The following is a 13,454-nucleotide window of genomic DNA, read 5'->3' as shown; positions in this document are numbered from 1 at the left end:
CTAAATATAAGCATATCAACTTTATATCAACAATTATGTTACAAAAAACTATTCGAATCAACAAAGTCAATACCCGCGGCTTCGGCGCATTGCTTGTCTGCTTCACTTATGCCTATCATAACCACATCCCTCCTGCTGATCTGATGATCGGCCAGTAACTGGTTTATCGCGTCGGGCTCAGGTTTAGCACTTATTTCGTCAGCAAAGTAACAGGTTAAATAAGGCTCAAGCCCGTTCCACTCTATTTGCTTTATTTTATTCAATTGCTGTTGCGGATTACCGTTGGTAACAATGAATATCTTTTTCCGGTCAACCACAATCTGCTGCAACAGTTCAAGCATTTTTTGAAACAGCAGCAGCTTTAAAGGTAGTTTTGAGGTGATGAGCATATCGCTAAAGTTGGCGCGGTACTTTTCATCAATATTGAATCTTTGTTTAAGCGCGTCAAATACGGCTTCGTGCCCATGCTGATTGTAAGTATCCGTCATCAGGCTTACCATCGCTTTAGCATCCCAAAGCTCAGTATACTCTATCATACTTCCGAAGAGGTAATACACCTGGAAGAGGTAATCCTTTTCCGGGTAAAGTACATTATCCAGCTCAAAAATATAAGCGCTCTTTTTCGGGTCGATATCGCTATACGTCATCAGGCAAATGCAGTATAATACTAAATTCGTTGAATAATTGGGCCGATTCAGCCAGCAGGGATGCCTCTTTATCTTCTAACGGAAACACAGCGGTAACGTTATTATCCAGGCAAAAGGTAAGCATTTGATGGGCATAACTTGCCGAGTCAGGGCCGGGCAGCTTTACCATTTTGCCCGTGCTTACCATAAAAGCGGGCAGTTCGCGGTAATCGCCCAGCAAGGCCTCACCACCAAGGGATTTCTTTAACTGATGCGCCCGGGCATCAGTAGCGCAGGTAATTAAAGTTAATGACATTTTATATTATTGTATCAGCCCGTCCTTCATAATTACCTTACGGTCTGAAAGGGCCGCCAGATCCTCATTATGCGTAACAATAACAAAGGTTTGGTTAAACTCGTTACGCAGCTTTACAAATAGCTCATGCAATTCGCGGGCGTTTGTTGAGTCGAGGTTACCGGATGGCTCATCAGCAAAAATAAGGGCCGGATTATTTACCAGCGCCCTGGCAACAGCCACACGCTGCTGCTCACCGCCCGATAGCTGGCTGGGTTTGTGCTGTAACCGGCCGGCAAGCCCAAGGCGTTCCAGTAATTCCGTAGCCCGTGCCTCAGCATCATGTTTTGATGTACCTGCAATAAATGCGGGGATACAAACATTCTCCAATGCCGAAAACTCAGCCAGCAAATGGTGAAACTGAAAAATGAAACCAATGTGCCTGTTACGGAAAGCACTTAAATGCTTATTGCTTAAACGGCTTATCTCAATATTATTGATTTGAATGGTACCTGAGTCGGGCCTGTCCAGCGTACCCAAAATATTAAGCAGGGTACTTTTACCCGCGCCGGAGGCACCTAAAATGGTTACGATCTCCCCTGTGTTAACCTCAATATCCACACCCTTTAAAATTTCGAGCGTGCCGTATTTTCTGTGTACTGATTGCGCTTTGAGCATAAGCCAAAGGTAATATAATTGCTTTTCAAACTTGAAACACATTTATTATAAATCAAAACTGATTTATACAGTGAGATAGTTGGTGATTAGTGAAAAGCGATCAGACTGCTAAAGCTTATTTTCATTTTCATGAATCAGTAAGAACCATTACAAAATTTTCTAAAATAGCAAACATCCATTATTAAGATTATAATTATTTGTATAACTTTGATGCAAATTTTAGCACAAAACAAATAATTCATCCTGTAAACGTGCAATTAATAAACAATTAGTGAAAACTGTACATGGCCTGTAATTTAAAGCCATATTTGCATGTTACCACCTAAACTTGATACTATGTACTCTTCAAAATTCACTGTATTACTGTTTATCTGCCTGATCGTTCCTTTTTTATTAAGGCTGAAGAATTATGAACCTTACCCGGCCATACTTTTCCCATCAGGATCTGAAACAGTTAAGGCAGTTAAAGGAAACGTTAAAACCGAGATCAAACAATTGTACGCCATGCATCCGGATGGAAAGTGGGTGCGTGTTGAACCCAAAACCTTTATGTATCCGGCCCCTGCCGCTTACTTAACTAACTTAATTGGCAGAGATATGGGTTTCAAAAAACTCAAGCCACAGTTATTTAAAGGCAAGTATGGCCTGGTAAACTATTTTTTACGCTATCAGCGAGGCAAGGTTAATGATGCCGACATGAATGAGTTGCGTTACTGGCTAAAAGAGCGCTTAACTAAAAATGGTTTTGAATCGTCGCAAATAAGGGTAGCAACTTATACGCATACCATATCAACAGCTAACGGTGAAATAGTAAAAAAGGAACTCAAAAATGAAAAGTATTACAACCTTGATCAATAAGTTTAATGAATGGTTTTGGGGAGCGATAGCTCATTCAACCGTTTCGAACGTTTATTCGTTAGCCGTTTTCAGGATCATGACCGGGGCGTTCCTGCTTTTTGTGCTTACTATCAATTATACTTGGATGGCCGGTTTGCCAAAAGCACTTTTTTCGCCGCCGTTGCTAAGCCCTATAACCCTTTTCGCCAACGGCTTTCCGAACAAGGCCTGGCTTTACCTGGCCGATTTTACATTACTGTTAACCCCGGTTGCCATTATATTAGGCATTAAACCACGTGTAGCGGCGTTGTTATTTGTTTTTACCCGCGTAATGGTACTCAACTACCAATATTCGTTCGGTAAAATAGATCATGAGATATCGCTGGTGGCTATGATAGCTTGTATGGCTTTCTCCGGCTGGGGGCAAAAACTGGCATTATGGCCTGATAAACCTTCACGCTTTGATTCGACTGTAAAAAGCATTTCGCTGCTTGCCGTAATAATTAGTTTCGGATACTTTAGTGCCGCTTTTGAAAAATCACTTTACTGGCTCAATTTTGATATGACTAAAACCGGGTCAGCCAGGTGGTTCTATAATTCGTTATACAACTTTCAGCGTGAACCCTTATTAGCGCCCTATCTTAAAACAGCCCCTTACTCGTTATTCAAGATGATGGATATTACGGGTGTAATTTTTGAGCTGTTGCCATTTGCCGCGTTGCTGTATTCGCGTAAAGCATGGCAGGCCTGGTTGCTTATGGCGGCTGGCTTTCACCTCATCAATTTACTGTTCTTTAACATAAACTTTATTGTAAATGGCATTGTATACCTGGCGTTTGTTGATTATAGCCTTATATACAATTATATTAAAAAGGCGGCATCAACCGGATGGTTTAAAATAGCGACTACGTGTTTAATACTATTTGCTATAGTTATTCGGGTGATAAGTATAGTAACCTTTGAAAAAATAGGCATTGTATTCCTTCCTTATGATGCTGATATCCAATTATATGGGATGATAAGTTTATGGTTAATTACTTGTATTATACTGATTACTGCAGTATTCAGGGCACATAAACACTTTACGCCCGATGATGAAACCGTTTTATCACCTCAATTACACAAAACAACTTAATAAACCTCCAAACTACCATTTAAGGCAAAAAAGTGTAGATTTACCGCAAATACGATTAGAACATGAACATTCACGAATATCAGGGTAAAGCCATCTTAAAAAGCTTTGGTGTAAGAGTTCAGGAAGGCATTGTTGCCGACACTGTTGATCAGGCTGTTGAGGCGGCACAAAAACTTAAAGAGGATTACAACTCAGACTGGGTTGTGGTAAAAGCACAAATTCATGCAGGCGGCCGCGGTAAAGGCGGTGGCGTTAAGCTGGCCAAAAACCTTGACGAGGTTAAGGAAAAAGCAGGCGCTATTATAGGCATGCAATTAGTTACCCCGCAAACCGGCCCCGAAGGTAAAAAGGTTAACAAAGTATTAGTAGCACAGGATGTATACTATCCGGGCGAAAGTGAAACTAAAGAGTTTTACGTAAGCGTATTGCTTGACCGTGCTAAAGGCCGTAACATCATCATGTACTCTACCGAAGGTGGTATGGATATTGAAGAAGTAGCTGAACATACACCTGAAAAAATATTTAAAGAAGAGATTGATCCTAAAGTTGGTTTACAAGGTTTTCAGGCTCGTAAAATTGCCTTTAACCTTGGCCTATCAGGCGATGCCTTTAAGGACATGACCAAGTTTATCACGGCATTGTACAAAGCTTATATAGCTACCGATTCGTCAATGTTTGAGATCAACCCGGTTTTGAAAACATCTGACAATAAAATATTAGCCGTTGACGCTAAGGTAAACCTTGATGACAATGCGTTATACCGTCACCCGGATTACGCTGCACTGCGCGATACATCAGAAGAAGATCCTACTGAGGTTGAAGCCAGTAAATCAAACCTTAACTATGTTAAGCTTGATGGTAACGTGGGTTGTATGGTTAATGGTGCCGGTTTAGCTATGGCAACCATGGATATTATTAAAATTGCCGGTGGCGAACCTGCCAACTTTTTGGACGTAGGCGGTACTGCCAACGCGCAAACTGTTAAGGCCGGATTTAACATTATATTACAGGACCCGAACGTTAGGGCCATCCTGATCAATATATTTGGTGGTATTGTACGTTGCGACCGTGTTGCACAAGGTGTAATTGATGCTTATCATGAAATTGGCAACATCCCGGTTCCTATCATCGTTCGTTTGCAAGGCACAAATGCCGCTGAAGCGAAAGAGCTGATCGATAACTCGGGTTTACAGGTATTCTCAGCTATTTTGCTTAAAGAAGCTGCGGAACGTGTTAAAGAAGTATTAGCGAATTAATAACCGCTGATTAACAATAATTTAAAGGGGACTATTGTCCCCTTTTTTTTGTTTGTAATCTTACAACAATTGGTCTTGTTGCACGTTTAAACATTCATTGTCGGACAAATGTCAGAAGGCAAATAATATTTACATGTTTAAACATCTATTTGTATATTTGTACTGTTAATCAATTAGTAAATAAAAATTAATCACATACAACCATGGCAACTACAAAATGGGTATTAGACCCAACCCACTCAGAAGTACAGTTTAAAGTTAAACACCTGGTAATTTCAACGGTAACCGGTTCATTCAAAAATTTTGAAGGCACTTTAGAAACCGAAGGCGATGATATTGCTAACGGCAAAGTAGAGTTTTCATTAGATGTAACCTCAATTGACACCAACCAAGAGCAACGCGATGGTCACTTGAAAGGCCCTGAGTTTTTTGATGCGGAACAATATCCGGCCATTACTTTTAAATCAACCAGCTTAACTCCAAAAAGCGACGACGAGTATGTTGCTGTAGGCGACCTGACCATTAAAGGCATTACTAAACCGGTAACTCTTAATGTTGAGTTCGGTGGTTCGGCTGATGACTTTTATGGCAATACCAAAGCAGGTTTTGAAGTAACCGGCAAAATTAACCGTAAAGAGTTTGGCCTTACCTGGGAAGGTGTTACCGAAGCAGGTTCAATTGTTGTTGGCGAAGACATTAAACTGATCGCTAACGTACAGTTTGCAAAACAAAAATAATTTTCAAAACTGAATAGTCATGAAACAGGTTGACTATTTTGGTTTCACAAATATTGATAAAGCTCAAACATCTACCAAAGATGTTTGAGCTTTTTTGTTCAGCTATTTAGCTTGATAAGAGTTTCAACGCCGGGCATTATTTTATTTACAATTCAGGATAGAAATTATATGGAATAAAGGCCTCCCGGCTCACTTGGTAATGCTGCGTTATGCTTTAAAATGACCTTGCGTAACCGATCCTGATGTTCATCCCCCCATAAGCCGATGGATTGTATAAGCGGGATAAGTGTTTTGCCAAATTCAGTCAATTCATACTCTACCTTAGGTGGCATTACCGGATAAATGGTTTTGGAAACCATCTCATGGTCTTCCAGTTCTTTCAACTGTACATTCAGTACCCGCCTGGTCACATCCGGGATCTTTCGTTGCAATTCACTTGGCCGCAGGTGGCCCTGGTGAATAAACCACAGGATACGGATCTTCCATTTGCCATACAGTACCTCACCTACCAGGTCAAGTCCGCAGTTTAACGAAGGGCTAATCTTTTTTACATACATCAATACAAATATACAGTGAACTAAATGAGTGAGCAATACGGAGAAATTTATCCCTATTTGATTCGTAAGCCCGTAATTGTATAGTATCAGAGTACTACGGAGATTTGCACAAAACAAATAGTCATGAAACAGCAGATCAATTACAGTAATGAATTGTCCGGTAAGATAGCCTTGGTAACAGGTGGTACCAAGGGAGCCGGAAAAGCGATCGCCGAGCGTTTAAAGGCGGCAGGCGCAACGGTGGTTATCACGGCGAGGAACAAACCCGGGCAAAATGATCCGAGCCTGGATTTTATTCCGGCTGACCTGAGCCAGCGCGGCGCGGCAGATCATGTCGCGAAGGAAATTTTTGAGCGCTATGGCAGGCTGGATATTTTGATCAATAACCTTGGCGTTTCAGAAACGCCGGGCGGCGGTTTTGCCGCATTAAGTGATGACCACTGGGAAAGCACCATCAGCACTAACTTATTTGCACCGGTACGGTTGGATAGGGCATTTTTGCCACAAATGCTTGATCGGGGTAACGGTGTGATCATCCACATCGCTTCTATACAGGGGCGGCTTCCTTTATATGATGCTACATTGCCATACGCGGCAGCAAAGGCGGGCCTCATCAATTACAGCAAAGGGCTATCAAAAGAGGTAACCCCTAAAGGCGTGCGTGTGCTGACAGTTTCGCCGGGATGGATAAAGACAGAAAATGTTAAATACTTTTTGGAAAGGATCGCCAAAAGCTCAAACAACACTATTGATGAGGCTGAACAAAGCGTAATGGCTGCATTGGGTGGAATACCATTTGGAAGGCCAGCGGAGCCGGAAGAGGTAGCCGAATTTGTGGGCTTCCTTGCCTCGCCTCGGGCCGGCTATCTCAGCGGTTCAGAATATGTTATTGACGGCGGAACCATACCAACCATCTAAAAATTAAACTAAATATAAACCATAATGGAATTACCTGAATTAATAGCCCGCTTTGTTGAATCACAAAACACCCTGGACAGCAATTCTTACGTAGCGTGTTTTACAGCATCCGCCATCGTTCATGACGAAGGCAAGACGTACACCGGCAAAGAAGAGATCCGCAACTGGATCGAACATGCGAATGAAGCATACCGATCATCTATGCAACCTCTTGACTATGCAGAATCAGATTCAACCGGAGTACTCACTGCTAAGGTATCCGGTACGTTTCCCGGAAGTCCTGTTATCCTGCAGTTTAATTTAGGCTTGAAGAACGGCCTCATTGATTCTTTAAAAGTAACCGGATAAATTATGCTATAACACATCAATGCTTATACCGATGAGCCGCCTGAAATTCAGGCGGCTTTTTTATTAAACAAAAAAACCGGCTTGTACAGTTAAGTACAAACCGGCTTTGCTAAGTATCAAGGTTTGGGTTATTGCCAGCCACCGCCCAATGAGCGGTAAAGTTCAACAACGGCACCTAATTGCTGGCGTTGTATGGATGCCAGGTTAAGCTGAGCCTGCAACGCGTTAGTTTGCGCCGTAATTACTTCAAGGTAATTAGCCATATCGCTCTTAAACAATAAACGTGCATTTTTTACTGCCTGGTTCAGGGTGTCAACCTGGCCGGTAGCTATTTGCCTTTGCTGCTGTAGTTTTTGGTTTTGCACCAGTGCGTTGCTTACCTCACCTACCGCATTCAATACCGATTGCCTGAACTGCAATACCGCTTGCTCTCGTTGAATTTTAGCGACCTCGTATTGTGTTTTCAAGGTACGGTTTCTGAAAATAGGCTGTAACACGGTACCTGTAGCCAAACCAAACAACGAACCTGGTATATTAAACCAGTTGCTTGATTTAAAAGATTGCAAGCCGCCCTGTGCGGTAATAGTTAATGACGGGTACATATTAGCCTGCGCCACCCCTACCTGCGCGTTTGATGCCACCAAAGCCATCTCGCTCGAGCGAACGTCGGGCCTGCGGCTAAGTAATGCGGCAGGTAAGCCTGTATTTAAAGTTGTTGGCAGTTCAGCAGCTTCAATACCCCTGTTGCGCGCTATGGTTCCGGGCAACTGGCCTGTCAGAATTTGCAGCGCGTTTTCCTGTATGGTAATGCTTTGTTCGAGCTGGGGGATGAGCAATGCCGTAGTTTGGCGCTGCGCATCAGCCTGCTGAACAGCCAGCAGGTTAACCTCGCCTGCATTTTTCAGCAGGCGGGTTAGGTTAACCGTACTGTCGCTAAGACTTAGGTTTTGTTTGGCGATTGTTAACTGCTTATCAAGCATCAGCAGGTTATAATACCCCTGTGCTATATCAGCAACCAATTGGGTTTGTACCGCCTTGGTAGCTTCATAAGTTTGCAGGTATTGCGCCACAATAGATTCATTTTGCCTGCGGATCTTGCCCCAGGTATCCAGTTCCCATGATAGTAACAGGCTGGCATTATAATCCTCAATATGCTTGCTGCCTAAAAAGCTGCTAGCGCTAAGGCCGTTCAAGCTATTGTCTGACGGGCGGTTGTATTGCCCGGTTACCTGCAGGTTAAGCTGTGGCAGTAAGGTTAATTTAGATTGTTTAACCTGTTGCTGCGCGATATCAATACGCTTAACCGCGATTTGCAGGTTGTAATTGTATTTAATGCCCCTGTCAATCAGCCCCTGTAAAGTGGTATCGGTAAAAAACTGTTTCCACTGAATGTTGGCCATGCTGCTGGTATCGGCATAGCTTACCCCGGCAAATTTTTCGGGTAGCTGCACCTGCGGCCGCTGGTAGTTTTTACCTGCTTTACAAGCGTTCAGCACTAACGCTATCAGCAAGGCGGCATATATTATTAAACTATTTTTTTTCATGATGATATATGATAGATCAGGCGTTTTCAAGTTGTACTTCTTCGTGCGTTTTAACTACGGTTTTATTTTTACCGCCAAGCTTTTCCTGCAAGGCCTGGAAGATGACGAACAGTACCGGGATTACAAATACACCCAGTATAACACCGGTAAGCATTCCTCCTACGGCACCCGCGCCGATACTATGGTTACCCAATGCAGATGCGCCTTTAGCCCTCATTAATGGAATAAGACCCACGATGAACGCGAATGAAGTCATTAATATCGGGCGTAGCCTTAATTGTGAAGCCTCTAAAGCGGCTTCAACCAGGCCCATGCCTGCCTTACGGCGTTGCACGGCGTACTCTACAATCAGGATGGCGTTTTTAGCTAACAAACCGATGAGCATGATCAAACACACCTGTACATAAATGTTATTATCGATACCTAACAGGTTAATGAACAGCATTACACCGAATATTCCCAGCGGAATGGTCAGGATAACCGCCAGTGGCAGTATATAACTTTCGTACTGGGCGGCCAGCAGGAAGTACACAAATATCATACTCATCACAAAGATGAGCAGTATTTGTGAGCCGGCGTTGATCTCCTCACGGGTCATACCTGTCCATTCGTAGCCAAAGCCACGCGGTAATGATTCCTTGGCGGTTTCTTCAACCGCTTTGATGGCGTCACCGGTACTGTAGCCGGGTTTAGGCACACCGTTAATGGTAACCGCGTTAAATAAGTTGTTACGGGTTACTGTTTCAGGCCCATAAACACGTTTTAACTTAACCAACGCGTTAACCGGCACCATTTCGCCCTGTGTATTTTTAACAAATATGTTGTTTAACGATTGCGGGTTGGTACGGTAAGTAGCATCAGCCTGTACCATAACACGGTAGTACTTACCAAAACGGTTAAAATCGCTCACAAAGCTACTGCCGTAATATACCTGCAAGGTTTGCAGCAGATCCTTAACCTGTACACCTAACTGGCGGGCCTTGGCATTATCAACATCTAACTGGTACTGTGGGTTACCGGCGGCAAAAGTGGTAAAGGCATAAGCAATCTCCTTACGCTGCATCAAGGCCCCTAAAAATGCTTTAGTGGTAGAGTCGAGTTTACCCATGGTACCGTTGCTCCTGTCCTGCAGCATCATCTCAAAACCGTTTACATTACCAAAACCCTGTACGGTTGGAAAGGTAAAGAAGAACGCGCTGGCACCTTTAACCTGGGCGGCAACCTTTTGGGTCATCAGGGCGGTTATCTGGTTCAGGTCTTTCACCTCACCACGGTCATCTTCCGCTTTCATGCGGATAAACCCGGCACCGTAAGACGATGCGTTTGCGTTGGTGATAAAGTTTAAACCTTCTACTTGGTAGTGGTTTTTGGTGATCGGGTCATTTTTTACAATGTTATCGATCTCCTTCATGGCCTTACGGGTTTGATCTAAGGAGTTACCCGGAGGGGTATTTACCGCGTAAAGCAAGAAGCCTTGATCCTCAGTAGGAATAAAACCGCTTGGCGTTCTTTGTATCATAACAAATGTAACCGCCGCTACCAAAGCCAAACCTGATACGGCCACCCATTTACGCTTAATTAAAAACTGTATGGATTTCATGTATTTGCCGGTCATGGCGTTAAAGCCGGTATTAAAGGCGGCAAAAAAACGGGCTCCAAAACCTTTTGGCGCGGTATGCCCGTCGCCTTCGGCATGCGTATTTTTAAGGAACAACGCGCACAATGCCGGACTAAGCGTTAAAGCGTTCAAAGCCGAGATCAGGATGGCGATAGCCAGCGTAAACGCGAACTGACGATAGAATACACCAGCCGGGCCCTGCATAAAACCAACCGGAACGAACACTGCCGCCATTACCAGGGTAATGGATATGATAGCGCCCGATATTTCGCTCATGGATTCAATGGTAGCGCTTTTGGCATCGAGCCCTGTGCGTTCCATTTTGGAGTGTACGGCCTCAACCACCACAATGGCATCATCCACCACAATACCAATAGCCAGCACCAATGCGAACAGTGTGAGCAGGTTGATACTGAAACCAAACAATCCCATAAAGAAGAAGGTACCGATAATAGCCACCGGAACAGCGATAGCCGGAATTAAGGTAGAGCGGAAATCCTGCAAGAAAATAAACACCACGATGAACACCAGCACGAAAGCTTCAATCAGTGTATGTTGTACCTGCTCGATCGAGGCATCCAAAAACTCCTTGGTGTTGTACATTACTACCGGCTCTACACCTTTTGGCAAGGTGGTTGAAAACTCATCCAACAAACGCTTAGCTTCAGTCAGAATGTCGTTAGCGTTTGATCCGGCTGTTTGAAATATAGCCACGCCTGAGGTTGGCATGCCGTTCAGTACGCTGTTTGATGAATAAGTATAAGAGCCGAACTCCACACGGGCGACATCCTGCAAACGGATGGTTGAACCGTCGGCATTGGCCTTGATCACAATGTTCTCGTAATCCTTTACTTTATTGAGCTTGCCTTTATATTTTAAAACGTACTCAAATACTTCCTTGCTGCTCTCGCCCATACGGCCCGGAGCGGCTTCCAAACTCTGATCCTGGATGGCGTTTGTTACATCAGCCGGTGACAGGTTATAGGATGTTAAACGATCTGGCTTTAACCATATACGCATTGAATAATCGTGCGTGCCAAATGGCTGCGCCTGGCCTACACCGGGGATACGTTGCAATTGCGGTATCAGGTTGATCTTGATGTAATTTTGTAAAAAGGTTTCGTTGTACGAGGTATCCTTACTGGCCAGGGCCACAAACATGATGATACTGTTTTGCACCTTTTGGGTTGATACACCGGTTTGTACAGCTTCCTGCGGTATCTGGCTCAAGGCCTTTGATACCCGGTTTTGTACGTTAACGGCGGCAATATCCGGATCGGTACCCTGTTTAAAGTAAACGTTCAGGGTCATGGAACCGTCGTTGCTGGAGTTTGAGGTCATGTAAGTCATGTTCTCCACACCGTTCACGGCTTCCTCGATCGGGGTAGCTACTGAACGGGCAACCACCTCGGCATTTGCACCCGGATAAGAAGCCGTAACCTGCACCGTTGGCGGCGCGATATCCGGAAACTGCGTGATAGGCAAACCTAACAGCGATATGATCCCCAACAGGAGTAATAATATGGAGATCACGGTTGAAAGGACAGGCCTTTCTATAAACTTTTTAAGCATGATAATGGTATTAAGCACCTCCAGGCCAATGCCGGAAGACACAGTTAATAAGGTATTATGTATTTATAATGAACTGTTTAGCTTATAACGACGCGGTTTTAAGTAAGCTATCAGCAGGCATAACCTGTGGTTTAATCACTACACCATCGCGCAGCCTGTCAATACCCTTGTAAACAATTTTGTCGCCCGCTTTAAGGCCTTTTGATACCAGGTAAAAATGGCTGGTAGTACCGGTAACCGTTAGCGGCGTGCCAACAACCTTATTACTATCGGTAAGGGCGTAAACAAACACTTTGTCCTGTAATTCAAAAGTAGCTTCCTGCGGTACCAGCAAGGCATTGCTGCTTACGCTTGGTATGCGTATTTTACCGGTATTGCCTGAACGCAGCAAACCATCGTTATTAGCGAATGTTGCCCTGAAGCTGATGGTTCCGTTTGTTTTATCAAACTGGCCTTTCGCTAATTCAACCTTGCCCTTTTGCGGATAGGTAGTGTTATCAGCCAAAAGCAATTCTACTTCAGGCAGGTGTTTAATTTTTTGTTCGATGGTATTACCGCTGTAGTGTTCTTTAAAGTTGATAAAGTCAACCTCACTCATGGTAAAGTAAGCGTGAACGGCTTTATTTTCTGACAGTACGGTAAGTGCTTCTACCTGAGCCTTACTCACTAAGCTTCCAGTTTTAAACGGAATGCTGCCTACATAACCATCGGCCGGGGCAGTAACATTAGTATAATTCAGATTGATCTTAGCTGACTCGGCTTGTGCCCTAGCTTGTGCCACATTGGCTTTGGCCGCGTTGTAAGCCGCTTTTGCCGAACGTAGCTGCACATCAGATACGACATTATTTTCAACCAGCGGGGTTAACTTTGATACATTGATAGATGCATTCTCTAAAGCCGCCTGTGCCGATAAAAGCATAGCATTTGCTGTATTAAGCTGCTCGCGGTAAGGGCGCGCATCTATTTTGAACAGAGGCTGGCCTTTACGTACAATGGCACCTTCATCAACATAGATGGCCTCAAGGTAACCATCCACCTGCGGACGAATCTCGATATCGCGGCTGCCTTCAAGCGACGCGGTGTACTCATTATAAGTAGTTACCGGCTTGCTTGATACCGCGTAAACCGGTAATTCCTGCGGTGGCGGCGCTCCTCCGCCCGGTGCTGATGAACTGCAACTGCTATATATTACCATGGCCGCGATAGATACGAACAGTGGCACATTTTGCCTTATTGAAAGGATAGATTTGCTTAGCGTTTTCATGTAATTTATATGTTTAGCGTGTATGATTACGTAGTTATAGTGTATTGTTAATTAAATGTTTAAACATTG

General features: G+C 43.9%; 13 protein-coding genes. 6 read left to right on the top strand and 7 right to left on the bottom strand.

Going from position 1 to position 13,454, the window contains the following annotated elements:
• Positions 1-38 precede the first annotated feature (38 nt).
• Genes AC3WJC_RS06610 through AC3WJC_RS06600 form a run of 3 tightly spaced genes read right to left on the bottom strand, consistent with a single transcriptional unit; the run spans position 39 to position 1,599 of the window.
• Complete coding sequence (locus AC3WJC_RS06610; RefSeq protein ID WP_492398282.1) at positions 39-647, bottom strand: HAD family hydrolase; 609 nt, start codon at positions 645-647, stop codon at positions 39-41.
• A complete protein-coding gene (locus tag AC3WJC_RS06605; RefSeq protein ID WP_492398281.1) occupies positions 637-942 on the bottom strand; it encodes a hypothetical protein in 306 nt (101 codons plus the stop codon). Before AC3WJC_RS06605 ends, AC3WJC_RS06610 begins: the two co-directional genes overlap by 11 nt.
• A 6-nt stretch (positions 943-948) precedes the next feature.
• A complete protein-coding gene (locus AC3WJC_RS06600; protein WP_492398280.1) occupies positions 949-1,599 on the bottom strand; it encodes an ABC transporter ATP-binding protein in 651 nt (216 codons plus the stop codon).
• Positions 1,600-1,935: 336 nt separating this feature from the next.
• Between AC3WJC_RS06600 and AC3WJC_RS06595 the strand changes: the two genes are divergently transcribed.
• From AC3WJC_RS06595 to AC3WJC_RS06580, 4 genes are all read left to right on the top strand, one after another.
• On the top strand, positions 1,936-2,457 hold the full coding sequence (locus AC3WJC_RS06595; RefSeq protein WP_492398279.1) for a hypothetical protein: 522 nt from the start codon (positions 1,936-1,938) through the stop codon (positions 2,455-2,457).
• Entirely contained in the window at positions 2,429-3,571 is a 1,143-nt protein-coding gene (locus AC3WJC_RS06590) for an HTTM domain-containing protein (RefSeq protein WP_492398278.1), read from the top strand. Before AC3WJC_RS06595 ends, AC3WJC_RS06590 begins: the two co-directional genes overlap by 29 nt.
• A gap of 62 nt (positions 3,572-3,633) precedes the next feature.
• A complete protein-coding gene (gene sucC / locus AC3WJC_RS06585; protein ID WP_492398277.1) occupies positions 3,634-4,827 on the top strand; it encodes an ADP-forming succinate--CoA ligase subunit beta in 1,194 nt (397 codons plus the stop codon).
• 203 nt (positions 4,828-5,030) lie between these two features.
• A complete protein-coding gene (locus AC3WJC_RS06580; RefSeq protein ID WP_492398276.1) occupies positions 5,031-5,564 on the top strand; it encodes a YceI family protein in 534 nt (177 codons plus the stop codon).
• 164 nt (positions 5,565-5,728) lie between these two features.
• Here the strand turns inward: AC3WJC_RS06580 and AC3WJC_RS06575 are convergent, their stop codons facing one another.
• Positions 5,729-6,121: a winged helix-turn-helix transcriptional regulator gene (locus AC3WJC_RS06575; protein WP_492398275.1), complete on the bottom strand. Its 393-nt coding sequence runs from the start codon at positions 6,119-6,121 to the stop codon at positions 5,729-5,731.
• Between the two features lie 123 nt (positions 6,122-6,244).
• Here AC3WJC_RS06575 and AC3WJC_RS06570 point away from each other — a divergent pair, with 123 nt between their 5' ends.
• Together AC3WJC_RS06570 and AC3WJC_RS06565 are read left to right on the top strand one after the other, a co-directional pair.
• Complete coding sequence (locus AC3WJC_RS06570; protein ID WP_492398274.1) at positions 6,245-7,039, top strand: SDR family oxidoreductase; 795 nt, start codon at positions 6,245-6,247, stop codon at positions 7,037-7,039.
• 24 nt (positions 7,040-7,063) lie between these two features.
• Positions 7,064-7,387 carry a nuclear transport factor 2 family protein gene (locus AC3WJC_RS06565; protein WP_492398273.1) on the top strand — a complete coding sequence of 108 codons (324 nt, stop codon included), beginning with the start codon at positions 7,064-7,066 and terminating at the stop codon, positions 7,385-7,387.
• A gap of 128 nt (positions 7,388-7,515) precedes the next feature.
• Here AC3WJC_RS06565 and AC3WJC_RS06560 read toward each other — a convergent pair whose 3' ends face one another.
• From AC3WJC_RS06560 to AC3WJC_RS06550, 3 genes are read right to left on the bottom strand one after another with little or no spacing between them, the layout of a single operon-like run.
• Positions 7,516-8,931 carry an efflux transporter outer membrane subunit gene (locus AC3WJC_RS06560; RefSeq protein WP_492398272.1) on the bottom strand — a complete coding sequence of 472 codons (1,416 nt, stop codon included), beginning with the start codon at positions 8,929-8,931 and terminating at the stop codon, positions 7,516-7,518.
• Positions 8,932-8,947: 16 nt separating this feature from the next.
• Positions 8,948-12,163, bottom strand: coding sequence for an efflux RND transporter permease subunit (locus tag AC3WJC_RS06555; protein ID WP_492398271.1), 3,216 nt, complete (start codon positions 12,161-12,163; stop codon positions 8,948-8,950).
• A gap of 40 nt (positions 12,164-12,203) precedes the next feature.
• Entirely contained in the window at positions 12,204-13,385 is a 1,182-nt protein-coding gene (locus tag AC3WJC_RS06550) for an efflux RND transporter periplasmic adaptor subunit (protein ID WP_492398270.1), read from the bottom strand.
• Between the last annotated feature and the right edge of the window lie 69 nt (positions 13,386-13,454).

Source organism: Mucilaginibacter sp. FW306-07-L, assembly GCF_058782065.1.
This window is presented reverse-complemented; position numbering and strand designations above follow the sequence as displayed.

Excerpts from the sequence above, each read along its gene's own strand:
- AC3WJC_RS06610 (WP_492398282.1), bottom strand. The coding sequence starts at position 647 with ATGACGTATAGCGATATCGACCCGAAAAAGAGCGCTTATATTTTTGAG.
- AC3WJC_RS06605 (WP_492398281.1), bottom strand. The coding sequence starts at position 942 with ATGTCATTAACTTTAATTACCTGCGCTACTGATGCCCGGGCGCATCAG.
- AC3WJC_RS06600 (WP_492398280.1), bottom strand. The coding sequence starts at position 1,599 with ATGCTCAAAGCGCAATCAGTACACAGAAAATACGGCACGCTCGAAATT.
- AC3WJC_RS06595 (WP_492398279.1), top strand. The coding sequence starts at position 1,936 with ATGTACTCTTCAAAATTCACTGTATTACTGTTTATCTGCCTGATCGTT.
- AC3WJC_RS06590 (WP_492398278.1), top strand. The coding sequence starts at position 2,429 with ATGAAAAGTATTACAACCTTGATCAATAAGTTTAATGAATGGTTTTGG.
- sucC (WP_492398277.1), top strand. The coding sequence starts at position 3,634 with ATGAACATTCACGAATATCAGGGTAAAGCCATCTTAAAAAGCTTTGGT.
- AC3WJC_RS06580 (WP_492398276.1), top strand. The coding sequence starts at position 5,031 with ATGGCAACTACAAAATGGGTATTAGACCCAACCCACTCAGAAGTACAG.
- AC3WJC_RS06575 (WP_492398275.1), bottom strand. The coding sequence starts at position 6,121 with ATGTATGTAAAAAAGATTAGCCCTTCGTTAAACTGCGGACTTGACCTG.
- AC3WJC_RS06570 (WP_492398274.1), top strand. The coding sequence starts at position 6,245 with ATGAAACAGCAGATCAATTACAGTAATGAATTGTCCGGTAAGATAGCC.
- AC3WJC_RS06565 (WP_492398273.1), top strand. The coding sequence starts at position 7,064 with ATGGAATTACCTGAATTAATAGCCCGCTTTGTTGAATCACAAAACACC.
- AC3WJC_RS06560 (WP_492398272.1), bottom strand. The coding sequence starts at position 8,931 with ATGAAAAAAAATAGTTTAATAATATATGCCGCCTTGCTGATAGCGTTA.
- AC3WJC_RS06550 (WP_492398270.1), bottom strand. The coding sequence starts at position 13,385 with ATGAAAACGCTAAGCAAATCTATCCTTTCAATAAGGCAAAATGTGCCA.